The organism is Pseudovibrio sp. WM33 (assembly GCF_001623165.1).
GTDB lineage: Bacteria > Pseudomonadota > Alphaproteobacteria > Rhizobiales > Stappiaceae > Pseudovibrio.
In genome coordinates this window covers 18,376-42,231 of the sequence record NZ_LMCK01000109.1, presented here as the reverse complement: position 1 = coordinate 42,231, position 23,856 = coordinate 18,376, and the positions used below count along the sequence as shown (strand labels likewise).

The window sequence follows — 23,856 nt, the reverse complement described above, 5'->3', positions numbered from 1 at the left end:
CTAACTTTCAAACCGGACCACTCAAGTGGGGCTGATCAAACGACGCATTTCAGGTCATCTCCCTTAAGATTGCTCAGTATTTTGGTCTTATAGGTAAGCAAGAACCAAAAATATGTGCATTCGATTGGAGCATCTCGATGCCGAAGTCAGACCTCACCCCCGAGCAGGAAAAATGGACTGAGAAGCTCCTTAAGCACTTGAATTTAAAGAATGTGGATGAGGTGCAACTGGAGGAGATGCAGTCGGATACTACTGAACACAGCAATCGTCCCAATGAAGTGAATCCAGGACGGCCAGCAGCGTGGCGATCACGCGTGCTGGTTTCCAAAGACAGCCCGGCTGCACATCAGCAGCAGGCAGCGCAAGCGGCAGAACAGTTCAAGGCCGAGATCACTCAGCTCTCCAACAGGTATCAAACACTGGCCACGAACGCCCAGAAGCTGGATGCGCAGGCTCGCAAACAGCTCGTGACAAAAGAGCATATTGAAGCCTTCAAGGTGCAAGTCGAAAAGATCAGCAACACCTTCAAACAGTTTAACAAGAACTTTTCTGGCCAACAGCGGCCTGATGCCGGAACCATAAGCCTACTCAAAACATTGCTGGATAAAGTTCAGTATCATATCGGTGAAGGAAAGAAGGTTCTGCAGCAGGGATGCAAGCATGCGGATGCGATGATTGCCAAGGAGATGCCTGCTGTTGAGGCCTACCAAAACACCGTTGAAGACACTTACAAGCACCGCGATGAGTTAACGCAATGGGGCGTTGATACGGCTGACTTCGACAAGGCTCACCGCATCGCAAATCTGCCACTCCTGCGCATGCAAAAGGCGATTGCAGATCACAGCTATCCGGGCCTGAAGTTCATGTTGGGTAAGATTGCAGGCAAGAAGGAAGCCTTCGTCAAAGCCTATGATGACGCCAAGGAGCAGATTGATAGAAACCGGGAGGATGCACAACAGCGGTTGGACAAAACCCTTGCCGATGCCACCGCCTTAAACAAACGCTCATCAGAACTGGAACACACTCCCGATAAACTTACACAGTTTACAGCTTCTTTTGAGAAGGTTGCTGCTGCGACGCCAAAAGGACAGCAGGCTTTAGGCCGTGATGATTATCAGGGTGCGACAGCCATTTTGCACGACAACGAAGGCGCCCTGTTTCAGATGCAACAACTATGGTTTAGCAATGCGAGTGCGGCAGATGACCAAACGGATGAGCCCATCGAAAAAGGAGAACCAATTCCAACGCACAAAAAGATACAAAACCTGCGCCGTGCATTGGAACAAGCCTATGAACGGCTTCCCTTCATCAAGGCCAGCTTGCCGAATGCCCATCAGTATGAAGCTGAATGCAAATCACTGAAGACATTGCTTACTTCAGCCCAATCAGATCTGATTTCTGGCAAGGTTGAAGATGCCGAAGAAAAGGTTCTGCCACTCCGGAAAATCCGCTTCCAGCTTTACAGCCTGACCCATAAGGCAAAAGAACAGGTTGAGTGGGTTGAAAGACAACTTGTTCAGCTGCAAGGCGATGCCAAATCCTGGCTTGATCGCCACAAAGACCTTAAGCTCATAAGCCAGTCAGACGAAGACGCCAAACAAAGCTTTAATGCCTATGAAAAAGAAGCGGAGAACGTGAAAAGCCACTTCGATAACGCGGCAAGCCATATTGAAAACAGCAAAGCGATTCAGGCTCAAAAATCAGTCGATGAAGGCATGCACAGCCTTAAACGGCTGATTGCCCATGCTTCAGATATTGAACTGGACTAGCCCCCTGCTCCGCATTTTAAGGCTGCAACAGCTTTCTGATACTCTTCGCCAGCGCTTGTTTCGTTTCCGCGCTGTCCGCATTGTCCGTCATCAGCCAGCGGGTCAGCAGCCTGTGCGCCATTCCCATAATCGCCTGCCCCAACAATTCGGCAGATGTCTCATCCCAGACTAAACCTTCGCTCTGGCCATGTGCTATTGTACGGGTGGTTTCATCATGCAATGCGACGTGTGTGAACTGGGTTTGCCCTAACCAATAAGCTTGCGGGATGTTCAGAAATACAATGCGCGCTATGCTTGGATTGGCGAAATAAAACTCGCACCAGATATCCAGGAAAACGAGGCATTTATCGACCGTGTTATCAGCAGCACGCGCTGCTTGCATCGCTTCTGCATAGAGGTTTTCGAGATCCCCTTTGATGCAGGCATAGAGCATCTCTTCTTTATTGCCAAAGTACTTGTAGACTGTTTGCGGACTCACCCGCGCCTGCTGGCAGATCTGCCGTATCCCCACATCCTGATACATCCCGGAGGAGAAAATCTCCAGAATGGTTCTGCGAAGTGTTTCAAGTGCTTCCGGCTTTATTGTTCTGCGGTCTACATCCACGGTCATTCCGATTGGCTCCCCCAATTTCCACCATTGTATCCGTTTTTTTAGTGTCTCCTAGCCGCCTTGTTTGAACATGTACCGAAAAACACTCCAGATTTGATCAAGATCAATTAACTTGACACATCAACAAAACTCGGTAACGCTGTTTCCATATATTCAGGAGGGAGAACTTTGGGGGAGTTTCAAACTTATCTGCCAATTTATGCAGTGGTTCTCGCCGTTATACTCATTGTCGGCGAAACACTCATTTTGATAAAAACCGATAAATATTGGCCGCTATCTATCGATGACTATCTTGCATGCGGCTTACTCATCTTTTCTGCTTTAATTTTTGAAAGCGCAGTGGGTGTCGCTCTTATGCTTTGTGCCTGGGCATTCATGTCTGGCAATCTTTACGCAATGCTGTTTACACGGCTCGACCCACAAACGGGAACACGCGAACGCATACCTGCTCTTTCAATTTTACTTGGCGCAGCCTCAATCGGTCTTGTTGCAACCTTCGCAACGCTCATTTCAAGGATGGTTTCAGCATGACACTGATAGATACCGCCAACTCAATAGATACAGGAACCTACCAGAAGGATGGCTTCCTGTGTCCAATCAAAGTGCTCGAAAAAGACGATCCCATCCGTATGCGCGCAGAACTTGAAGCTATTGAGAAGCTTCAGGGACATCCCATGGACAAAGCACAGTGCAACAAGTCGTACCTTCTGTATGACTGGGCAGATGAACTCGTCCATCATCCCGTTATTCTTGATGCAGTCGAGCAGCTGATCGGTCCGGATATCCTGTGTCTGATGACCAACCTGTTCACCAAGGAAGCAGGCAGCAAATCCTATGTTTCCATGCATCAGGACGCTGCTTACTGGGGGGTGGATGCCGATGATGTGGTCACCGCATGGGTCGCATTAAGTCCGGCCACGGCTCAATCAGGCGTCATGAAGGTGGAGCCGGGCAGTCACAAAACCATCCGCACGCAAGTCAACACCTACGCTAAAGACAACCTCCTCACCCGCGGACAGGAAATCCCGGAGGAAGAGCTGGAACCGGAAAACCAGATCTATATGGAACTGAAGCCCGGTGAAATGTCGCTACATCATTTCAAATTGGTGCATGGGTCTGATGCAAACACCACCAATGATCGCCGCATTGGCTTTGCAATCCGGTATGTGGCTGCAAAGAGCAATGTGAGTGCCGATAACCAATCCGCGCTCCTGGTGCGCGGGCAAAACCATACGAGCATCAGCATGGAGAAGCGCGCGAAGGACTTGAACCCAACACAGCGCTATCGCGAACACGCCCGCGCCATGCGCAATTTGGTCAGGTCTATGCTTCTTCCGGAAAAAGGGGCAGGATTGGGAGAACGCGCAAGACTGTTCATCACGCGCCAAGCCGGCGTAATGCTAACGTACTATCGGCAAATCAAGGGGGGATAATGCAATGAGTGAAGCCAACAATAGCCATAACCACCAATTTGGCAGTTTCAAAGAATTCTATCCATTTTATCTGGCAGAACATGGGAATGTCGTCAGCCGCCGATTGCATTTTATTGGAACAGCGCTGGTGCTCACACTTCTCACTTACATCATCACGTTCGGTCTCTGGACTTTACTGCTCGCAGTTCCAGTCGTTGGCTACGGCTTTGCGTGGATTGGGCATTTCTTCTTTGAAAAGAACAAACCAGCCACGTTCAAGTTTCCATTCTACAGCCTGCTTGGTGACTTTGTGATGTTCTTCGATATTCTGCGCGGTAGGGTTTCTATTCTGAAATAGGGTGATCGAACTGACTTGCAAGGACGGGCAAGCAGGGCAGAATTTCGGAACAATAGAAGCGCAAAGATGTTCGAACGCTGAAGGTAAAGCCCACAGATCTTGGTGCTTGTATTGGTCATGGCAGCAACTCACAATGCTTATGTGACCAATACAAATCTGAGTGTCCCATGAAAAGCCTCAGCCTGGCAGTTTTACTTCTTATTGCCTCATCCAGCCTCACCTCCGCCGGGATGAACGCCAATCTTAACTCTGCCATTGCTAATATGTGCGAGAAACTAAAAACCTGCGCATTCCAGCAAATGGGCATCAACGCGTCTTCAAAACAAACCCCGACAGCAACCGCCATCAACAACAGCGTCAATCAGGCCTGTGCGCTGATCAAAGCAGATTTCACCAGTGCGGCGACAACGAACACCCAGAAAAGAAAGGCGATTGCCTGCGTATCCTCAGTCACAAAAAAGACTTGTAGCGAACTCAGCCAACCCAACGCCCCAAGCCCCTCAGCCTGCAAAGGTTTCCAAAGCTTCAAACGCGCAAAATAAGCAAGCCTAAGAGCCATTTACCGATTATCATAGAACTTACTCAGCAACCTTCGTTAAACATAGAACCCACCGCCGAGTATCCAACTACCTACACAGCTTCACCATACTTATCACGCAGGATGTTCTTTTGGACTTTGCCCATGGTGTTGCGGGGGAGTTCGTTGATGAGCAGGAGTTTTTGGGGGTGTTTGAAGCGGGCAAGGTGTTTTTTGACTGTGGCCATGATCTGCTCAAGATCAGGCGTCTCACCCTTTTCTGCAACGATTAGTCCGAGAGGCGCTTCACCAAAGTCAGCGTGGGGGATGCCGATCACAGCACTTTCATGAACACCGGGTTGTTCATTCAACAGGAGTTCGATCTCTTTTGGGTAGATGTTGTATCCACCTGAAATTATGAGATCTTTGTTACGTCCAACAATGTGGACGTAACCATCCGTATCCACCTTCCCCATATCACCGGTGAGAAAGAAGCCGTCCGCACGCAGTTCCGCAGCTGTCTTCTCCGGCATCTGCCAGTAGCCTTTGAACACGTTACGGCCACGAACTTCAATGACGCCGATGCTGTCCTGGGACAGTTCAGCACCCGTCTCAGGATTGGTGATCTTGAGTTCAACGCCGGGAAACGGAAAGCCAACAGTGCCTGCGCGTCGCTCTCCATCGTACGGGTTCGACGTGCTCATGTTGGTCTCAGTCATGCCGTAACGTTCCAAAATGCGGTGTCCTGTACGCTCTTCAAACTGGCGATGAGTTTCAGCTAGCAACGGTGCACTACCGGAGGTGAACAGGCGCATATGCTCTGTTAGCTCCTTGGTAAAACGTTCATCACCCAACAGCCGGGTGTAAAATGTTGGCACCCCCATCATGGAAGTGGCCTGCGGCAGAAACTGTACGATGGCATCCTGATTGAACTTTGGCAGGAAGATCATGGAGCCACCAACCGCAAGGATGACATTGGTTGCTACAAACAGACCATGCGTATGAAAGATCGGCAGCGCATGCAGCAGAACATCGTCTTTTGTGAAGCGCCAGTAATCAACCAGCACATCTGCATTGGACAGCAAATTGTCCTGTGTCAGCATCGCGCCTTTGGAGCGGCCTGTTGTGCCTGATGTGTAAAGAAACGCTGCCAGATCCTGCAGATCTCGTTCTACAGTCTCAAAAGCAGTTGGGTGAGTTTTGGCTTCTGCCATCAAAGACCCGGAACCGTCTCCATTCAAGGTTTTGAGGAGGACACCTAGCTGATCAGCTAAGGGCTGCAATGACTCTGCCTTTGCGCCATCACAGGCAAGAAGAGATGCTCCGCTATTGTCGAGAAAGTAAGAGAGTTCATCACTGGTGTAGGCCGTATTCAGAGGCAGGAAGATGAGGCCTGCCTGCACACAGGCGGCATAAAGCGCCAAAGCCTCCGGTGATTTTTTAACCTGTGCAGCAACACGATCGCCCGGGTTCAACCCATTTGCGACCAGCGTGTGCGCCAACTGTGCGGTTGTTGCCAAGAACTGGGCATAAGTAAGAGTAGTGCCATCTTGAAGGAACAGGAACGGCTCTGTTTTGGACGCGTGGATCCCAAACAAACGATCATAAAGCGGGTTTGCCATGGGACTGCCTTTCACTATTACAACAGACGTTCACCCGCATCTCAATGTGAGCCTGCCGGGACTGATTCATCCAGACAAGACTAATGCGAACCCGAGGCTCTGAACAGCCACGTCTTCCTCGGTTTTAACGAGCAAAGCACGGAATTGTCCAAAAGGCTCTGACGTTCTATGCTGCAAGAATTGACCAAGGAAGCAATTTTCAAATGACTCATCGCACAATTTTTACTGATCCCGATCTGGCACAATTTTATGAGCTGACACCACGAGATCGCGCGGATCACACATATTGCAAAGTGCTTGCACGCGAGGCACGCTCTGTCCTCGACCTGGGGTGCGGTACGGGAGAGCTCACCGTTCAGCTGGCTGAGGGTCGCCGTGTGGTTGGTCTGGACCCGGCTGAAGCGATGCTGGAAATTGCACGCAAGCGCCCCAATGGAGAACAAGTTCGCTGGGTACAAGCGGATGCCCGTTCATTCGATCTGGGAGAGACGTTTGACCTGATCTGTCTGACCGGACATTCCTTTCAGTTTTTCCTGACGGAAGAGGACCAGCTTGCAGCTCTGAAAATGATCGCAGCCCATCTAAGCCCCAAAGGTCAGTTTATCTTTGATACCCGCAACCCAAATTTTCCGGGCAAGAAGACGCGCCGCAAAGAGGAAACACTGAGCCGGACGCAACACCCTGCCCTCGGTGCAATTGAGAGCTGGAACATTTCAGAATATGACGAGACCACTCAAACGCTCAGTTTCATCAATGCTTACAGGCAGCTTGAGACTGGTGAGATTTTCAGCGCACCTTCTGAGATTAAATATACGGCACAAGACAAAGTCGACCAGCTCCTTGAAGAAGCTGGCTTATGTGCTCAAACATGGCTGGGTGAATGGACAGGTGAACCTTACCACGCTACCTCACGCGAGATCATTCCCATAGGCAGAAAAGCTTGAAGCTATCGCTCAATACGCGCCAGAGCGAGACCAATGCCAGAACCAATGAAGAGCGTGCCAGTGAGTTTATGTCGCAAATGACCTATGCTCTTGAAGAACGGAGTTGCAGAACGAGCAAGAGCCGCCCAACACAGATCTCCACCTAGAATAACGAGAAGGTAGATCAACGCTGGCTGGGCAAGAGCGTAACTCGTACTTTGATCCCCAACGAACTGAGGGAGGAAAGCCGCACTGAACACGAGCGTTTTCGGGTTGATCATAGCAAGCAACATGCCCTGCCAGAACAGCTTGCGCAAAGGGGTGTTACTGGCTTCAGCGTTTTCCAACATATCCGTCCGCTCTCGCCAGGATTTGATGCCGAGATAGATCAGATAGGCCGCACCAATCCATTTCACCCACAGGAAGGTATCGGCAACGAGTGCCAGCAGGGCTGAAAATCCAAGCACCACAATGCTGAGCTGGATGGCAACGCCGAGTGTTGTTCCCAGTACCGTAGCGGCTCCAAAGCGGAAGCCATTGCTGATGGTATTGGCTGCGATGAGCGCAACGTTGGGGCCTGGAATAGCCACCAGAGCCGTAGTCGCAATCACAAGCGCTAATATCATCTCAACGGACATGAGTTCCCCTCCCAAACATCAGAGGATAGTTTGGGAGGTTCTTTGTCACATTGCAAGCTATGCCTTTGATTGGACTGCAATTGCTTAATGGAAGGCAGCGAGCTTGTCCGGGTTTCGCTGCGCATAAATCGCGTCGACTTTCATGCTATCATCATAGCCAAAGGTGAAAGTCGTCGTGATGCCGCTTCCGTCAACCGTGACGAGAGACAGGCAGGAGTTGAGCTCTTCAACCCAAGCTTTGCCACTGCTCGCGGCTGGGGAGATCGCCTTTTCGATAAAGCCAAGCACTTGCTCCAGACCAACAAGTGGTTTTGGAACGGCATTGACCTTGCCGCCGCCGTCGGAAATAAGCGCAACATCAGCCGCCAAAAGTTTAGAAAGTTCAGCTGTTTCTCCGGTTTCCAACGCACTTTGGAATACACTCACCATCGCCCGCTGTTTTTCTGGCGGAGCAACAAAGCGTTGAGATTTCTGCTGAATATTGGCCTTTGCCCTTGAGACCAGCTTGCGGCAACTGGCCGGAGTAACCTCCAATATATCTGCAACGTCTTCATAACTGGAAGAAAACACCTCGTGCAGCAAAAACGCAGCCCGCTCTTTTGGAGCAAGGCGTTCCATCACCAAAAGGAATGCCATTGTGAGGCTTTCGGAAAGCTCAACTCTGTCTTCCGGTGTGTCCTGTGTGGTGGTGTGAAGCGGCTCCGGCAACCACATACCAACGTAATTTTCGCGTTTTTTGCGTGCTGATTTGAGCTGATCAAGTGCTTTGCGGGTGCAAACCGTCGTCAACCAAGCATCAGGGTTGGCAATGTCGTCTTGCGCAGCAGCTGACCAGCTGAGATAGGTTTCCTGCACCACATCTTCAGCCTCGGCCGTTGTGCCCAGCAAACGATAAGCCAGCCCCATCAACATGGGTCTGGCCTGTTCAAATACACGAAGTGATTTGTCTGAGTTCTTCATCAATGGTTCGATATCGCAATCCGGTTCCAAAGGTTGATCATACCAATCATCGCCGTCAGGGTGGAAATTTCCTGATCACTGTAGTGCTTTTTCAACTCCTGGCGAAGACGTGACAACTGATCTTCCTTGTTGAGTTCTGTCAGTGCTTCTGTCCATTCAAATGCCAGCTTCTCTTTTTCAGAAAAGTCATCGCAATGGCGCCAGATGATGAGGTGGTCCAGACGCTCGTTGGTTTCACCAGCTTTGCGAGCGTCGCGGGTATGCATCTTCACACAAAACCCGCAGCCATTGATCTGGGAAGCCCGCAGCAGAATGAGGTGATGCAGTTTTTCATCAAACCCAGTCGCAGCGATGGTTGCTTCCACGCCCTGAAGGGCTGCCATGATCTGCGCACCGCTCTCGTAGTGATTGATGGTGGTGTGAACGTTCATCGTTATCTCCAGTGATTGTTTTGTTGCGTTCACAGGGTCGACGAGACAGCTCTCTCAGATGTGACGTGGTGATGAGAAAAAAACAAACTCTACACCTCAAAAAGTTCAGGAGGACGGATGACGGTAGACAAGATCGACCGGATCGTGACGTTGCGCATCAGGATCAATTACAGCTCCCATCCGTTCAGCCAACTTCCGCGAGCGATCATTTTTAGGGTCGATGTAACTGACGAGCGTTTTCAAACTCAACTTATCAAAGGCCCATTTACGCATGGTTTGAGCCGCTTCCAATGCATATCCGTGTCCTTCAAAGCCCTCATAGAGGAACCAGCCCAACTCGTGCTCTGGAAAAAGCGGCCCGTGATTAAGGCCCACCTGACCAACGGTTTTGCCCGTGGTCTTATCGTCAATCATCAAAGCACCGTGACCAAACAAGACCCAATGCGCGATATCATGACTGAAGATACCCCAGGTCACATGCTTGGGTGTCGGGCCGCCCATAAACTGCGAACGCTCGGACTTCATCAACTGCTCATAAGCAGGCCAATCTTCAATTGTCATCGGCCTTAAGCGTAATCTTTCCGTTTCAAGTGTCGGTATCACAGTCATTTGATCAGTCCAGCAATGAAAAAAGGAATCTCTGAGCGTAATGTCAGCGGCGAACATTATTCCGGCAGATGCTTTGTAAAAAGCAATTTTTAGTCTGGCGCACAGGGAACTTTCAATATCGACTAAGCACTCAGGAGTGACATCCAAGATCTTGTTTTTGATTGCACACTTGATTTTGTTAAGGATTCACCCATCTGTTGAAATGAAAAAGGCAGCCCGAAAAACTGCTCGTTCCCATTTGCACATAATCAATACGGAGCCACAATTTTATGAGTGATAAACAAGAATATACCCCACCAAAGGTTTGGGTGTGGGAACAGGAAAACGGCGGCCAGTTCGCGAACATCAACCGTCCTATTGCTGGTTCAACCCATGACAAAGACCTGCAGGTGGGCAAGCATCCGCTGCAGCTTTACTCGCTGGCAACGCCAAATGGTGTGAAAGTCACCATTATGCTGGAAGAGCTTCTGGCAGCAGGTTTCAGCGAAGCAGAGTATGACGCATGGTTGATCAAGATTGGTGAAGGCGACCAGTTCTCCAGCGGTTTTGTTGGCGCAAACCCTAACTCCAAAATCCCGGCACTGGTTGATCACAGCACCGAAACACCAACCCGTGTATTCGAATCTGGTTCTATTCTGCTCTATCTGGCAGAAAAGTTCGGCGCCTTCCTTCCGAAAGATCCGGCAGCACGCACAGAAGCCATGAATTGGCTGTTCTGGCAAATGGGGTCTGCCCCATATCTGGGTGGTGGTTTCGGTCACTTCTACGCTTATGCGCCAGAGAAGTTTGAATACCCGATCAACCGTTTTGCCATGGAAGCAAAACGCCAGCTCGACGTTTTGGACCGCAATCTGGCCGAGCGCCGCTTTATGGCTGGTGATGAGTACTCCATCGCAGACATCGCGATCTTCCCTTGGTACGGCGCGCTGGTGCTTGGTTCGCTCTACAGCGCAGCCGAGTTCCTCTCCGTTGACGATTACAAAAACGTCAAGCGTTGGGCAGAAGAAATCGCAGAGCGCCCTGCCGTGAAACGTGGCAAACGCGTAAACCGCACATGGGGTGATGAGGACCAGCAAGTCCCAGAACGCCACGACGCAAGCGACCTGGACCCAAAGCCAGCCTCTGAAACCGCATAATACGCGCTATCAGAACGTAAAAATACAAAACCCGGCTTCGATGAGGCCGGGTTTTGCTGCTAGGCATACTGACCTGAAAATATCAGGTCGAACCCATAATTTGAGAAATTATGAATCGCGCATATTTTCAGTGTGTTCCAAGCGTTCTCTTTCTCGTATCTCAGATACTGTCTAAACACCATTAATCGAACACTATACTGAGAAAAGCTTGATTAGTAGTCTCGAATTTGGATCTTTGACTTTTGAGGTTCTCCGCCAATTTCATGGTCTCGAAGCAGTGCTTTAGCTATGATCAGATTAGCAGTTGAGTTGGCTGGCCCGGTAAGAATTTCAATGTTTTTGAATGCCTCTTCCTTCAAACCAACATCAATATAATCACCATCAACCTTTAAAGTTTGCTGTGGTTTCTGAGTGACCAAGCTACCAGCTGGAATACGGAACCTCACCTCTTGTTCAAATGCCCAGTCAGCATGCTTCTTTAGCCCGACTTTATGAAACTCATCACTCTTCAGCACAGTATAATGGACGTGACGGAGATCATCAGGTTGGTAATTTATGTCATCAGGACCATAAAGTATGGCTTTTTGATATTTAGGTCCGTAGTGGATGGGTGCCGCAGTTTCAAAGTTTTTCTTTATATGTGGCCCACGTAGTATGTCCGTTATAACACGCTGCTTAATCTGCTTTTTTTGTCCGTCTACTTCAATTTCATGATTTGGTAGCTTTGTAGGATGGGTCGTAAACATATCTTCCGGTAGACCAATCCGCACACCATCTAGCCCTGCATAAAGCTTCCACATTGGGATTGAATCTTTTGATCTTCGTATCCAGCAAGAAACGAATATTTGCTCATTCATTTCCTGATTAAGCGGGCAGCCGTCACGAGGATCATTGACTTTGGATAGCTTATTGAACCGTATGGCTTTGGTTTTCAAAATTAGTGCGAGCATCTGGACAGATGTGTAGTGATAAAGCAAGTCTTAAAACCTTTGCTCGGAGATTTTGAGGGTAAAGTAACTTAGCATGATGACATTCGCGACAAAAAAACTGAAAAGCTATCCGATTGCTTCTACGACAAGCAAAGACCAGCCATGCAATATCGCATCACTGGAAATCGCACTCTCCAACTCGAGTGCTTTTCCATAAGAAGCTCCAGCCCTGTGCACCATCCTTCTTTTCCAATCGGAAATTGCGGTAGTTCAATTCCTCGCCTGTCTCTCGGGTTTAAGATTTGTTCCAAAGAGCAAAAAGGAACGAACCCATGTCGGAGCTTCTCAAACGGTTTAAGGGCATTACGGAAGACCCTGGCCTCTCCTTTGCGCAAAAGGCGCGGTATCTCTCGCTGGAGGCAGAAAACTCTCTGCCCTACCCTGAGCTTGATGAGGAAACCGCCAAGGCGCTGGAAGAGCGTGTCATCTGCGACATGTATGAGGGGCATGCACCCTTCAAGCCACGCTATGTGATGCCCGACTATTCTGTGGTTCTGGAAAAGGGGAGCACCTTCCTTGAGTTGGAACCAGCAACCACCTTGGATGAAGCTATCAACTCCCTCATGATTGCTTATCACCACGTGCCGTCTGTCACCAACATGCCGGTGTTCATTGGTCGCCTCGACAATCTCTTGCTGCCGTATTGCGATGAGGTCAGTGATGAAGAGCTTTACAAGAAGCTGAAGCTGTTCTGGCGCTATCTGGACCGTGTGCTGCCGGATGCCTTCATGCACGCCAACGTGGGGCCAACCGACAACCGCGTTGCCCGTACCATCATGCGCATTGATGCGGAGCTGAAGCAGATTGCTCCGAACCTTACGTTCATCTGGGATCCTGATGTCAGCTCTGATGCGATCTTTTCACAGGCTTGCGAAAGCATCATTGAATGTTCCAAACCCCACATCGCGAACAATCCGCTGCATCAGCCTCTGTTTGATGACCACGGTTATGGTGTCGCCAGTTGTTACAACGTGCTGCCTCTATGCGGTGGCGCTTCCACTCTGACCCGCATCAACCTGCGTGAAGTGGCGCGGCGATCCAAAGATACTGCAGACTTCTTCGAGAACGTTCTGCCGAAATACATTGACCTCAACTTCCGCCTGACTGAAGCGCGGATTGACCATCTCTTCAACAAATCCGGCTTCTTTGAAAGCTTCCTTGTGAAAGAGGGCTGGATCAGCCGAGACCGCTTCACGGCCATGTATGGCATCTTTGCCATGGCGCAGTGCGTGGATGAGTTGCAGGCCAAGGAAGACCGCTCCGGAAAGTACGGACATGATGAGACCGCCAACCAGCTTGGTCACCGCATCTCCAAAGTGCTTTATGAGGCCGTTGAAGCGCGTCCCATGGAAAACTGTTGGCGAGGTAAGGCTATGCTGCATTCACAAGCAGGTCTCAGCGATGATGATGGCTGTACGCCGGGTGTTCGTATCCCTTATGGCAGTGAACCCGATCCAGTCACGCACGTTCAGGCGCTGGCAGAACACCATGCGTTCTATCCATCTGGTGTCTCGGAGATCCTGACACTGGATGAAACCATCGAGAACAATCCAGCCGCACTGGAGCAGCTCGTGAAAGGTGCGTTCCAACTGGGCTTCCGAGAGTTTTCCGCCAACGTCTCCAACAATGATCTGGTGCGCATCACCGGTTACATGGTGCGCTTGTCAGACATTGCGAAGTTTAAAGAATGTGGCGGGTCTCGCATCAACACAACTGTGCTGGGTGCGGAAGCTGCTGAGACTGGTAAAATACTAGAGCGCGCACCACGGGTGATGAGCCATGAACTTGCCCCTCGCTACAGTCAGTAAGGTTTTAAAGTTCTCTTGCGTGGATGGGCCGGGCAACCGGCTTGTCCTGTTTCTGCAAGGCTGCAACTTTGCCTGCCCGACCTGCCACAACCCGCACACCATGAAGCTGTGCAACGATTGCGGTGACTGCGTGCCAGAGTGCCCGACCGGCGCTCTGACCATCGTGCAAGGCAAAGTGGTGCACGACGCGAGCATTTGCGACCAATGCGATAAGTGTCTAGACGTCTGCCCCATCAATGCCAACCCTAAGGTCACGCAATTCAGCGTTGATGATGTTCTGGCGCTTTTGTACCAGAACAAACCGTTCCTGAATGGCATTACGATTTCAGGCGGGGAAGCAACAACCCAGTTGAAATTCATCATTTCTTTGTTCACGGCCATCAAAACTGATGAGAAGCTGAAGGACCTCACCTGTTTCATCGATAGCAACGGCTATTTGCCTGCAGCTGCGTGGAAGACCGTTCTGCCCGTAACCGATGGCGTGATGCTTGACATCAAAGCCTTCAACAACACCTTGCACCGCCTGCTCACCACCCGCAGTAATGAACGCGTTCTGGCCACCGCTAAGCTGCTCGTTGACTCCGGCAAGCTGCATGAACTGCGCTATCTGCTCATCCCGGGCCGCACAGACAGCGATGAGGAAATCGAAGACCTCGCTAACTTCGTTCGTGCACTGGATACGGATACGCCCCTGCGCCTCAACGCCTTCCAACACCACGGCGTCAAAGGCGAAGCCCTCACCTGGCCCACCATGAAAGAAACAGACGTGGAACGTATTGCAGCGGAGCTGCGATCAGCAGGGCTAACGAATGTGGTGGTGCCAGCGGTTTATATTTAGCCCTTCCGCTCCATTCGAAACTTCTGCGGTGAAACGCCGATGGCGGCTTCGAAGGCGCGGGAGAAGGCGCTGCGACTGCGGAAGCCGATGAGGTGGGAGACGCGCTCAATTGGGTGGTCTGTTTCCAGCAGCATAGTGGCAGCACGGCGCATGCGCACATCTCGCAGAAGTTCCATCGGGCCACTGCCGTATGCTTCCTGAAAGCGTTTGGCGAAGCCGCTGCGGCTCATGCCAGCGAGGGAGGCGAGGCTCTCGACGGAGTGCGGTTCGCCCGGAGTGTCAAGGATATGCCGAAGCACCGGCCACATACGTGGATCGCGCAGCGCGGCCATCCATTCCAAACCACCGCGCTGATCGTTGAAGCGGCGGCGCATCAGCTCGATCATGCATTGCATCAAGAGTGCACGCACCATGGCGAGGCTTCCGGGCGCAGGGTTGGCAAGCTCCAACAGCAATCGTCGGATTGGCGCTTCACAGGCATCTTCGCCAGCCTGATTTTCGACAATCGGTTCCTGCACCAGATCAATCAGGTTCTCCATCTGCCGCAAGCTGAGCGAGATACGAGAGCAGATCGCGATGAGCTGGCCTTTGTCCTGTGTGTCACTGTTATGGATCAGGTGTGCCATTTTCAGCTTGTCAGGATTGCAGCTGGGGATTGGATCGTGAACCTGCCCGAAGCTGCGCAGAACGTGCTTTTTGAGCGCAGGTACGAGGATCAACGATCCTTTGCTCACCGGAATGGCAGGGCGTCCCGGCAGCACAAGCTCACCTTCTCCGGCAAGCACATAGTGCAGCGTTGCCAAAGGGTCTTTGTCCAGATCAAGATCGCAGGCGCCATTCAGCTCACACAAAGCAAACGGATGCGCCTGTATCTCCATTTCATCGAGAATAAAATGAATATCCATGCTGATCTCTATACGCCGCCAATCGATGGAATGATACATATCAGGACGAAAAGGTACCAATTTTGGACCACAAGGCACATCGCCTATTCCATCTTCTCTTCACCGAACAAGAGAAGGAACAGACGATGTGTAATGATCATGATCACAAGAAAACACTCAGCCGCCGCGATGCTCTGCGCGGTGGTCTGACAGCTGCAGCAGCTGTTGGCGGTGCGGCGATTGCAGGTTCAGCGCACGCCAAAGCGCAGGACAAAGTGAAAGATCCATATGCCCCACCAGCAAAGTCCGTTCTGCCTCCAAGCAACATGAAGCTGGACCTGAGCCGCGCCGCTCTTGTGGTGACCGACCCGCAGAACGACTTCCTGTCTCCTGATGGTGTGACCTGGGGCGTTGTGGGCGAAAGCGTGACCCGCAACAACACTGTCAGCAACATTGAGCGTCTGTTCAAAGCCGCGAAAGCAGCAGACATCACCGTGGCTGTTTCTCCTCACTACTACTATCCAACCGATCACGGTTGGAAATTTGAGGGCGCACTGGAAAAGCTGATGCATAACATCGGCATGTTCGACCGCAAAGGTGCACTCAACGTTGACGGTTTTGAAGGCTCCGGCGCAGACTGGCTGGACGTTTATAAGCCGTACATCAACGACGGCAAAACCATCGTCACATCTCCGCACAAGGTCTACGGCAACGACACCAATGACCTGTCTCTTCAGCTGCGCAAGCAGGGTGTCGATCAGGTTATTCTGGCAGGTATGTCTGCTAACCTTTGCACCGAGAGCCATATGCGCGAGTTGATCGAGCAAGGCTTTGAAGTTGCTGTGGTGAGTGATGGCACAGCTGCTGCTATTATTCCGGATGGTGATGGTTATCTGGCCGCTCTGACCAATTTCCGCTTCATCGCAAACGCGGTCTGGACAACAGACGAAACTGTTAAGCTGCTTCAGGCTTAACCACCTAGCGCACCGCCTTATTCCTTAAGGTGGTGCGTTCTTTATCTCTCCGTTTCGCTAACACTTCAATTTGAACTGCATGTGCAACCAGTTTCGGTTAGAGAAGAGCTATGGCTCAAAAGACGAAAATTGGCCGCCGTGTGGGTGGTTGGCTCTATCTGCATCGCTCTGGCGTTGATTTCCTCCCTGCGGAGGAGGCTGAACGACTGGCTCAAGTCATTGCACAGCATCCGGACACCCCATGGAACCTGTGCAAAATCAGCAAGGACAAAGTCTCGTTGCTGCATTACGAGGACTTTGAGACCTCCGGCTTCCCGGCTTTGCTCCACTCCATCACGTTTGATCTTGCAACCCAGACAAGCAAGGCCATCGACTATTCCAAGCGTGAGAACCCGCCAATCCTCCATCGCAAAGAACTGCTCCTGCCGGATGGCGCCCCCAACATCCCGATGTATGCCGCTTTAACGAAGGCCGCCGAAGAGGCAGGTTTGTTCGAAAAGCCCGCAGGCATTGGAACGCGCAAGGCATGGGCAAAACGCATTGCTGATGCCGGGTTGAAGTTGGAAGGTCATCAGCTGCTGACAAGCAGGTAAGAAGGGAGGCCGCGCCTCCCTCTGTTTCACATTGCTTTAAACCAGCCGGATTGAAACACCACCGTCAGCGGTCATCGCGCTTCCTGTCACAAAACTGGACCGGTCCGAAAGCAGAAACAGCGCGGCTTGGGCAATCTCTTTCGGGCTTGCCATGCGTTTGAGCGGATGCAAGCCAGAAATGAAGGCATGTCCCTCCGGATCATCCCCTGCCATTGCTGTTTTGGTACCGCCGGGGAGCAGCGCGTTGATGCGGATGCCATCTGGTCCATGGTCTGCAGCCAGCGATTTCACCAGCCCAACCAGCCCAGCCTTGCTGGCAGCATAAGCTCCCATACCCGGCATGCCGCTGTTGCAGTGCCCGACAAAAGAGGATGTGAACACAATCGCCCCCTTTGTGCGTTTCTTCAAAGCCGGAATCTGTGTTTTGGCCGCATAAAATGCGCTGGTGAGATTGGTTTGCAGTACATTTTCCCAGTTCGCGCTGTCCATCTCTGGGATCGGCTCCATGTTCCCCACAGTGCCAGCATTGTTGAAGGCCCCATGCAGCACACCATAGGTGTTGAGCGCATGTTCCACCAATGCGGAGGCATAGGCCTCATCAGTCACATCCCCTGCAAGGTAGGTGGCTGATCCGCCTTTTTTCGTGATTTTATCTGCCAGTGCTGCCAGCTCTGCTTCACGTCTGGCCCCAAGCACCACGTTGGCGCCTTCATCAACGAACAGCTCGGCTGCTGCCGCGCCAATTCCGCTGCTTGCACCCGTGATGATGATCGTTTGTCCGTGTAACTCCATGTTTTCCTCCAGTAGTTGACTAGAGGCACTATTGGCGTCTGTGCGGACAAAACCCACCCGATTTGCGAGGTCCCAGATTTATCAGAAGCTCGTAGTGATCCCTTAAGGCATCAGATACTGCATTTGAGAGTTCAGGCTATCAACTGGCATGTTCTGCGCAGGGACAGGCTCATCAGAAGGGAACTTTGCCAATTCCACCAGCTCATGTACCCAGAAACTGGTGTACTTCACGAACAGCTAGACGGCTTCTGCAAACTCTTCAACCGAAAGTTTGTCGACTTGGATAGCTTGGGTCAAAAGCACTTTGGAGCTGCGCTGGTTGATTGATAGCGCTGCGTGCCCCGTTCCCATGCCGTTGTAGTTGGCTTCCAGAAGATGCAGGTAAAGCGACTTGGGGACGTTGTTCAAACTTGCCAAACGGCTGTTGAGCCGAACCACGTTTGCCTTGAAGTCCAGAACCTGAAAAAACACCTCAATTTCACCATCAACCGTCAATGAGCACATATTCTCTGCGTCCAGTTTCAGGTCAGGCAATCCTATCGTTTCACCAAACTGCCTGAGTGTGTTTTCTACCATTTCCATTTGACGCCCCTTGATGTGTAAGTGGTCTGCTGGCCCTACCCGCAGACTGCGCAAAACCCGGCACTTCCAAAGCCTTTGCGAAAAGGCTGCCAAATGCCATGCCTGCAAAATGTGAGAGGGTGCCCCAGCAATCTGCGCTGCCTTTCCTCTCACGTATGATCAGACTACAGAGTGAGTTCTGTCTTAACGCCCCTCAGCGCAGATGGAATTTCACTCATGATGTCATCGATAAAGTGGATTTCTGAACTCAGATCCCCGACGGACATGAGGCCGCCTTTCACAAGTCCTTCAAAGACATGAAGAGCGCGCTCTGCATGGGCAGAATGACCGCGTACCAGCCGATCACCATCACCTTTGAAATCATGCAGGCGAATTGCATCGCGCTCTTGTGTCGAAAATTGAGAGGCCGCATTTTGCAGTTGTTTTGAAACGAACCCACGTGGGTTGTTGGGTTCCAGCTTTTCCGCAGCATGGTGCAACTTCGTAAAGCTTTGATAAGCCTCAGCTAGTCTGCCATCTTTCAAATTGGAGAAAACGGCGGAAACAGCCGAACTTGCAGCTTCTTGGCAGCGGTCTACCGCTGCATCTGCATCGGTTTGGCTCCACACAATCTGCTTGGTTGCCATGCCCTCAAAAAATTCTGAAATCTTGCTCGTGGTGCTGTTCGAGCCTTCGCTAATATGCGTTTCGTTGGATTTAGAAACAGTGTGACCACCCAGCTCTGCCGCCTGTAGAGCTGCCGGTGCATTCACTACCAGCGGGGCATGGTACGAGGACGCTCCGCCAACTGAAATACCCGTCATAATCTGATGCCTAAAGTTCTTCCCATGGCTTCAACCTAACCAACAGCCCTCACTTCAGGTGTGTTGAACGAGACAGTTCTCCAATTATTTAAGAGATTACTCAGCTAGCGGATAACTGCGAATAAAGCGGTCTGTGAAGATCAGCAGGATGATACCCGGAACCGAAGCGATGAGAGCAATGCCAGCTCCTGTTGCATCCAGTGCACCGCCGGATATTTTTGCGAACAGCAGCGTCGGCAGAGTGATGATTTGCCCCTGCCCAATGAAAAACGTAAGCAGAAACAGATTGGTTGAGACCAGGAAGGTGAACAAACAGCCTGCAATCACCCCAGGAAGGATCATCGGCAAGGTCACCCGGAAAAAAATCTGTCGGCGATTGGCGCCAAGAACGCGCGCATGATCCTCTGCTTCCGTTCCATGCCCCTGATAAACCGCTGTCAGCATGCGCACCATGTAGGGAATGGTGGGGATCAGATGCACCACAATAACGCCTGCATAAGTGCCAGCAAATCCAAGCGCGATAAAGATCATCAGCAGAGCAATACCAATCGCAGCTTCGGGGATCAGAAGCGGCAGGGCGATCAAAAACTCAAGCTGGTTTTTACCGCGAAAGTTGCGCTGTGCCAGCACGCGCGCCGCAGGTAAGCAAATGAGCAGGCATAGCAGCGTCACAGCAATGCCGATGCCAAGCGTGTTGATCGTGGCTTCTGCGACGCGAGAACTTGGCGAGAACACATAGTCCCATGCCAATGGAAACGGAGAGCGCTCCCGTTGCTCATGCCACCAGACAGTTGGCAGAATGTTTGGCCACGCCCAACGGAAGGCCAAAGACTGGATGATCAGCGGGGCAAACGGTGCGATGGTAAAGGTTGCCATGGCCAACACGAGCAGGCGCTGCCATGGACTGATGGACTTAATGTCCCGGAGGTTGGAGCTTGAACCGATCATCAGACGCGCCCCCTTGCCCGCTCATATCTGCGGTAACCCAACAGGTAAGCGGCGAGGAAGATGCCGGAAACCAATGCCAGTGAAACGACCACGGCCATGCCCTGCAACTGGAACGCATAGTTGGCATCCTGAAAATACCGCCAAGCCAACACAGGCAGGGTATCCGGATAACCGCCACCCAGAATGAGCGGTGCTTCAAATGCACCGATGTTGAACGCAAAGCAAATCAGGCAAGCAGAGACAATGCCCGGCATGATTTGTGGCAACGTAACACGCCAGAAAATCTGTCTGGAATTGGCACCCAGCACCATGGCAGCTTCCACCGTATCTTCGCCTTTTCGAGCCAGAACGGCGGAAAGGGTGAGCGTCATAAACGGCACCTGCTTCCAAACATAAACAGCAATAATCCCGCAACCCCCATGGGTTTTGAGGATCTGTACAAACTGAGCCGGATCATCAATCAACCCAAGGCCTGCAGAGATGCGCGAGAGCAGCCCGCCATTGCCCAACATCACCAACGCCAGTGCAATGCCAACGGTGTACGGCACCATAAGTGGCAAACGGATGAGTGTTCCAAAAACCCGCGAAGCTCTGAACTTCTTGGACAGGGCTATGCTGAGAGGGATCGAAATGACGAGGCCAATCAACGTTGCTGCAAACCCGTAATAGAGCGTCAGGCCAAGTGAGGCCCAAAAATCAACGGAGAGCCAGAGGCGTTCAAAATACCGTGTTGTGGGAAACTCATTGATACCAAACCACGGCGCATAGCCAAAGCTTTGCAGAATACCCAGTACGACTGCTCCGCCAAACAACCCCAGCAAAATCACAAGCAAGGGCATCACCTCAGCAACATCACGCAGGTTCTGCATGAGCGCGGGAGATGCGGCCGTTTTGGAGTTTACTGGAAGTGCCTTGGGCATCAGTTTTCGTTTCATAAAAAGCGGATGGCTGAAAGCCGCCATCCGCAAAAATGTTAGTTGTTCAGTTCGCCGGAGACCTGCGCAACGATATCTGCCAGAGGCTTATCGTCTTTGCGCTCGATAACCGCCAGCCAGGTGGCTTCGATCACATCAACAAGACTGGCGTTGGTGTCTGGCGCGATGTTGTCGTCCAACTGTTGTTGAGTCACGCCGTAATGTGGAGGCGCGGAGGCAGCAACTTCTGCCGTTTCTTCTTCACTCAAGCGCCACAGATCCAGACCAACAGGCATGCCTGCAGTTTTCAGCTTAGATGCCTGTGCTTCAGCCGAAGAGAAGTAGTTTATGGCCATAAGAGCCGCTGCCGGATGCGGGCTGTTGAGTGGAACAGCAAGGTAGTTCTTGTTCTTAATCATGTTGCCAGCCGGGAAGATCATCTCTTCCGCTTGTTCCGGATAGGCACCGGTGATCAGACCGTTGTGATTGCCAAACACACCAAACTTGCAATTGAAGTGCACCTCAGAATTGAGGAAGAGATTATCGAGTTCACCAGAATTTTCAGCATAACGCGGCTTGCCGGAAGCTCCGCCTAAAAGCAATGGTTCGATGCTCTTCAGGTACTCAATTCCCGGTTCCATCAGGCGTGCCAGCTCCAAACCGCCCATCTCTTCAAAACTCTGCTGGTAAGGCGCAGCCCCAGTTCCGTCCGGATTGTACGCATAAAGGACAGACTGCACAAAGGTGTTGCCCAGATAATGCGGAGGCTTCACATAAGTAAACTTGCCCGGATTGGCCTCTAGATAGGTCTTCAACTGCTCAAAGGTAGCTGGTGTCTCTTCTGCAGAGACATAGGCTCGGTTGACAGAACATACATACTGCTCACCAGACCACGGCATCTCCTGGAAACCGGTTTCGACGCCAAAATCACGCAGGTTGAGAAGTGAACGCGGATCGCTCTCATCCCACTCAAAATTCACAGAGTTAGGCAGGCGGTTGGCAAAAGCGCCCCATAGCGCATTTTGCTGCTTGAGGGAGTAAAAGTTTTCCCCGTTGACCCAGACCAGATCCACACTGCCCTGCTCTTCGCCGCTACCTGCTGCCAGCTCAGCAATCACCACATCAACCGTGTCTTTGGTTGCTGTGATACGCACAGGGTTCAGCTTAACCCCTTCGGCGGCCAATGCCGGTGTTGCCACCTGATCAACCCACAGGTTGATGATGTCGGACCCGCCCCAGTAATAAAAGTTGACGGTGCCTTCATCACGCGCTTTGGCGGTAACATCTTCCCACCCCAGATTGCCCTTCAGAAACTCACTGCGGAACATGCCCGGAGCGTCTTCTGCTTGTACAGCGCTGCTCCAGCTGACAACAACGAGCGTGCTTGCAAGTAGCATCTGTTTACTGCGTGATTTTGTGTTCTTCATAAATTACCCCCAACCGGTTCTTCAGCCGCTTTTACTGCAGCAGCCAAATTTGCTCTGGCGGTAAGGTCACGGTGACCGCATCGCCTGTTTTTCTTTTGATTGTAGATGCTTCCTCAACGGTCAGAGATCCCTCTCCCACCTGAAGCGTGTAGCGCATCATCGCACCAAGAAATTCTGCTCGTATGATTGTGCCGGAGAACGCATTTTTCTGCGGTGTTTCGCGGCACTCTTCAATCTGTATGCTTTCAAACCGCAGCATAGCCTTTGATGGCTGTTTAGTGCCAAGACTTGATCCAGCTCCCAGCATGAGCTGGCCATAAGGGCTCTCGATATGCCCATCAGATGTTGGTGTGCATGCAAAGATATTGGAATGCCCCATAAAACGGGCGGTCTGTTCATTCGCTGGACGCTGGTAGATCTCATCAGGTGCTGCAAGGTGGGCAATTTTACCGTCAAACATCACCGCAATCCGGTCCGCAAGATCCATCGCCTCAATCTGGTCATGAGTCACCAGCAGCGTCGTCATACCGTACTCATCATGCAGATCGCGGATAAACTGGCGCATCTCAGTACGCAGCAGCGTATCAAGGCTCGCCATAGGCTCATCCAGTAACAGCACTTCAGGCTTGGTCACCAACGTACGGGCAATTGCAACACGCTGCATTTGCCCACCGGACAGCTGAGCAGGAAAGCGCTTGGCAAACGCAGAGAGGCGGACAATCTCCAACATCTCACCCACTTGCCGCATCTGCTCATCTGCTGAAAGGCCGCGCACAGACAGACCAAAGGCCACGTTCTGCTCCACTGTCATATGTGGGAACAGGCCGAAGCGCTGAGAAACAAGGCCAACTTTTCGCTTCTGGACAGGCAGAGTGGTCACATCCAGCCCATTGAACCAGATGGAACCGGAGGTCGGTTGCTCCAAACCACAGACCATACGCAAGCTCGTGGTTTTACCGCAGCCAGATGGACCCAACAGCACCAGAAACTCGCCGCACGCCACATCAAGATCAATGGCATCAACCGCTGGCGTTCCTGAGAACACTTTTGAGAGGTTTTTCAGCTGAACCTGCGTCACACGGCGCCTCTTCACTCATCTTGATCGGGACGTATGCGTCCATCTGTTATTATTGTTGCTTTCAAGCTGCAGCGAAACCTGCGCAATAGCACAAGCCTACCCTATAAATCGGAGGAGGTCAGGTTTCTCCTGTCAGTTAAGTGATTTACACACTATGCCAGTGCGTTACTGACGGTACAGTAAAACCGGCGTGAGTTTAACGTTATGAGGGCTGCCATACAGGATATCAGCGACTTGCCGT

27 protein-coding genes are annotated in these 23,856 nt (G+C 51.5%); 11 read left to right on the top strand and 16 right to left on the bottom strand.

What is annotated here, in order from left to right:
- Window positions 1-137 precede the first annotated feature (137 nt).
- Window positions 138-1,769: a hypothetical protein gene (locus tag PsWM33_RS19455; protein ID WP_063301326.1), complete on the top strand. Its 1,632-nt coding sequence runs from the start codon at window positions 138-140 to the stop codon at window positions 1,767-1,769.
- A gap of 16 nt (window positions 1,770-1,785) precedes the next feature.
- On the opposite strand, the gene PsWM33_RS19450 is transcribed toward PsWM33_RS19455, so the two are convergent.
- On the bottom strand, window positions 1,786-2,379 hold the full coding sequence (locus tag PsWM33_RS19450; RefSeq protein WP_057460857.1) for a TetR/AcrR family transcriptional regulator: 594 nt from the start codon (window positions 2,377-2,379) through the stop codon (window positions 1,786-1,788).
- Window positions 2,380-2,547: 168 nt separating this feature from the next.
- On the opposite strand from PsWM33_RS19450, the gene PsWM33_RS19445 reads away from it, so the two are divergent.
- The 4 genes from PsWM33_RS19445 to PsWM33_RS19430 all read left to right on the top strand — a co-directional run bounded on the left by PsWM33_RS19445 (window position 2,548) and on the right by PsWM33_RS19430 (window position 4,691).
- Complete coding sequence (locus PsWM33_RS19445) at window positions 2,548-2,910, top strand: hypothetical protein (protein WP_063287485.1); 363 nt, start codon at window positions 2,548-2,550, stop codon at window positions 2,908-2,910.
- Window positions 2,907-3,812, top strand: coding sequence for a phytanoyl-CoA dioxygenase family protein (locus tag PsWM33_RS19440; RefSeq protein WP_063301325.1), 906 nt, complete (start codon window positions 2,907-2,909; stop codon window positions 3,810-3,812). Before PsWM33_RS19445 ends, PsWM33_RS19440 begins: the two co-directional genes overlap by 4 nt.
- Window positions 3,813-3,816: 4 nt before the next feature.
- Window positions 3,817-4,149 (top strand): DUF962 domain-containing protein, encoded by a 333-nt coding sequence (locus PsWM33_RS19435; RefSeq protein WP_063296692.1) that lies wholly within the window; start codon window positions 3,817-3,819, stop codon window positions 4,147-4,149.
- A 167-nt stretch (window positions 4,150-4,316) separates the two neighbouring features.
- Complete coding sequence (locus PsWM33_RS19430; RefSeq protein WP_063296693.1) at window positions 4,317-4,691, top strand: hypothetical protein; 375 nt, start codon at window positions 4,317-4,319, stop codon at window positions 4,689-4,691.
- An 88-nt stretch (window positions 4,692-4,779) separates the two neighbouring features.
- On the opposite strand, the gene PsWM33_RS19425 is transcribed toward PsWM33_RS19430, so the two are convergent.
- Window positions 4,780-6,288, bottom strand: a complete 1,509-nt coding sequence (locus PsWM33_RS19425) for a malonate--CoA ligase (RefSeq protein ID WP_063301324.1) — start codon at window positions 6,286-6,288, stop codon at window positions 4,780-4,782.
- 203 nt (window positions 6,289-6,491) lie between these two features.
- On the opposite strand from PsWM33_RS19425, the gene PsWM33_RS19420 reads away from it, so the two are divergent.
- Window positions 6,492-7,232, top strand: coding sequence for a class I SAM-dependent methyltransferase (locus tag PsWM33_RS19420; RefSeq protein ID WP_063301323.1), 741 nt, complete (start codon window positions 6,492-6,494; stop codon window positions 7,230-7,232).
- A gap of 2 nt (window positions 7,233-7,234) precedes the next feature.
- Here the strand turns inward: PsWM33_RS19420 and PsWM33_RS19415 are convergent, their stop codons facing one another.
- From PsWM33_RS19415 to PsWM33_RS19400, 4 genes are all read right to left on the bottom strand, one after another.
- Window positions 7,235-7,849, bottom strand: a complete 615-nt coding sequence (locus tag PsWM33_RS19415) for a LysE family translocator (RefSeq protein ID WP_063301322.1) — start codon at window positions 7,847-7,849, stop codon at window positions 7,235-7,237.
- Between the two features lie 84 nt (window positions 7,850-7,933).
- Window positions 7,934-8,809: an RNA polymerase sigma factor SigJ gene (gene sigJ / locus PsWM33_RS19410; protein WP_063301321.1), complete on the bottom strand. Its 876-nt coding sequence runs from the start codon at window positions 8,807-8,809 to the stop codon at window positions 7,934-7,936.
- Window positions 8,809-9,240 (bottom strand): carboxymuconolactone decarboxylase family protein, encoded by a 432-nt coding sequence (locus tag PsWM33_RS19405; protein WP_063293554.1) that lies wholly within the window; start codon window positions 9,238-9,240, stop codon window positions 8,809-8,811. Before PsWM33_RS19405 ends, sigJ begins: the two co-directional genes overlap by 1 nt.
- Before the next feature lie 105 nt (window positions 9,241-9,345).
- Entirely contained in the window at window positions 9,346-9,849 is a 504-nt protein-coding gene (locus PsWM33_RS19400) for a GNAT family N-acetyltransferase (RefSeq protein ID WP_082827079.1), read from the bottom strand.
- Between the two features lie 269 nt (window positions 9,850-10,118).
- On the opposite strand from PsWM33_RS19400, the gene yghU reads away from it, so the two are divergent.
- Entirely contained in the window at window positions 10,119-10,985 is an 867-nt protein-coding gene (yghU, locus tag PsWM33_RS19395) for a glutathione-dependent disulfide-bond oxidoreductase (RefSeq protein ID WP_063293552.1), read from the top strand.
- Window positions 10,986-11,197: 212 nt separating this feature from the next.
- Here the strand turns inward: yghU and PsWM33_RS19390 are convergent, their stop codons facing one another.
- Complete coding sequence (locus PsWM33_RS19390; protein WP_063301319.1) at window positions 11,198-11,962, bottom strand: DUF2971 domain-containing protein; 765 nt, start codon at window positions 11,960-11,962, stop codon at window positions 11,198-11,200.
- A gap of 284 nt (window positions 11,963-12,246) precedes the next feature.
- Between PsWM33_RS19390 and PsWM33_RS19385 the strand changes: the two genes are divergently transcribed.
- Together PsWM33_RS19385 and PsWM33_RS19380 are read left to right on the top strand one after the other, a co-directional pair.
- Window positions 12,247-13,782, top strand: a complete 1,536-nt coding sequence (locus PsWM33_RS19385; RefSeq protein ID WP_063301318.1) for a YjjI family glycine radical enzyme — start codon at window positions 12,247-12,249, stop codon at window positions 13,780-13,782.
- Window positions 13,754-14,620 (top strand): YjjW family glycine radical enzyme activase, encoded by an 867-nt coding sequence (locus PsWM33_RS19380; RefSeq protein WP_063301317.1) that lies wholly within the window; start codon window positions 13,754-13,756, stop codon window positions 14,618-14,620. The genes PsWM33_RS19385 and PsWM33_RS19380 overlap by 29 nt, the downstream gene beginning before the upstream one ends.
- On the opposite strand, the gene PsWM33_RS19375 is transcribed toward PsWM33_RS19380, so the two are convergent.
- Window positions 14,617-15,525: a helix-turn-helix domain-containing protein gene (locus tag PsWM33_RS19375; RefSeq protein WP_108819721.1), complete on the bottom strand. Its 909-nt coding sequence runs from the start codon at window positions 15,523-15,525 to the stop codon at window positions 14,617-14,619. The genes PsWM33_RS19380 and PsWM33_RS19375 overlap by 4 nt on opposite strands.
- A 125-nt stretch (window positions 15,526-15,650) precedes the next feature.
- Here PsWM33_RS19375 and PsWM33_RS19370 point away from each other — a divergent pair, with 125 nt between their 5' ends.
- Window positions 15,651-16,478: a cysteine hydrolase gene (locus PsWM33_RS19370; RefSeq protein ID WP_063301316.1), complete on the top strand. Its 828-nt coding sequence runs from the start codon at window positions 15,651-15,653 to the stop codon at window positions 16,476-16,478.
- 110 nt (window positions 16,479-16,588) lie between these two features.
- Window positions 16,589-17,071: a hypothetical protein gene (locus PsWM33_RS19365; RefSeq protein ID WP_063301315.1), complete on the top strand. Its 483-nt coding sequence runs from the start codon at window positions 16,589-16,591 to the stop codon at window positions 17,069-17,071.
- A 36-nt stretch (window positions 17,072-17,107) separates the two neighbouring features.
- Here PsWM33_RS19365 and PsWM33_RS19360 read toward each other — a convergent pair whose 3' ends face one another.
- The 8 genes from PsWM33_RS19360 to PsWM33_RS19330 form a co-directional block, all read right to left on the bottom strand.
- Window positions 17,108-17,863: an SDR family oxidoreductase gene (locus PsWM33_RS19360; protein WP_063301314.1), complete on the bottom strand. Its 756-nt coding sequence runs from the start codon at window positions 17,861-17,863 to the stop codon at window positions 17,108-17,110.
- 102 nt (window positions 17,864-17,965) lie between these two features.
- Window positions 17,966-18,094, bottom strand: coding sequence for a hypothetical protein (locus tag PsWM33_RS28705; protein ID WP_275078567.1), 129 nt, complete (start codon window positions 18,092-18,094; stop codon window positions 17,966-17,968).
- A 6-nt stretch (window positions 18,095-18,100) separates the two neighbouring features.
- Entirely contained in the window at window positions 18,101-18,445 is a 345-nt protein-coding gene (locus PsWM33_RS19355; RefSeq protein WP_153039976.1) for a type III secretion system chaperone, read from the bottom strand.
- Window positions 18,446-18,609: 164 nt separating this feature from the next.
- Window positions 18,610-19,248: a hypothetical protein gene (locus tag PsWM33_RS19350; RefSeq protein ID WP_063301313.1), complete on the bottom strand. Its 639-nt coding sequence runs from the start codon at window positions 19,246-19,248 to the stop codon at window positions 18,610-18,612.
- A gap of 96 nt (window positions 19,249-19,344) precedes the next feature.
- A complete protein-coding gene (locus PsWM33_RS19345) occupies window positions 19,345-20,196 on the bottom strand; it encodes an ABC transporter permease (RefSeq protein WP_208986966.1) in 852 nt (283 codons plus the stop codon).
- On the bottom strand, window positions 20,196-21,116 hold the full coding sequence (locus tag PsWM33_RS19340) for an ABC transporter permease (RefSeq protein ID WP_063301327.1): 921 nt from the start codon (window positions 21,114-21,116) through the stop codon (window positions 20,196-20,198). The genes PsWM33_RS19345 and PsWM33_RS19340 overlap by 1 nt, the downstream gene beginning before the upstream one ends.
- A gap of 53 nt (window positions 21,117-21,169) precedes the next feature.
- On the bottom strand, window positions 21,170-22,537 hold the full coding sequence (locus PsWM33_RS19335; RefSeq protein WP_063301312.1) for an ABC transporter substrate-binding protein: 1,368 nt from the start codon (window positions 22,535-22,537) through the stop codon (window positions 21,170-21,172).
- Window positions 22,538-22,568: 31 nt separating this feature from the next.
- Window positions 22,569-23,615, bottom strand: a complete 1,047-nt coding sequence (locus tag PsWM33_RS19330) for an ABC transporter ATP-binding protein (RefSeq protein WP_063301311.1) — start codon at window positions 23,613-23,615, stop codon at window positions 22,569-22,571.
- Between the last annotated feature and the right edge of the window lie 241 nt (window positions 23,616-23,856).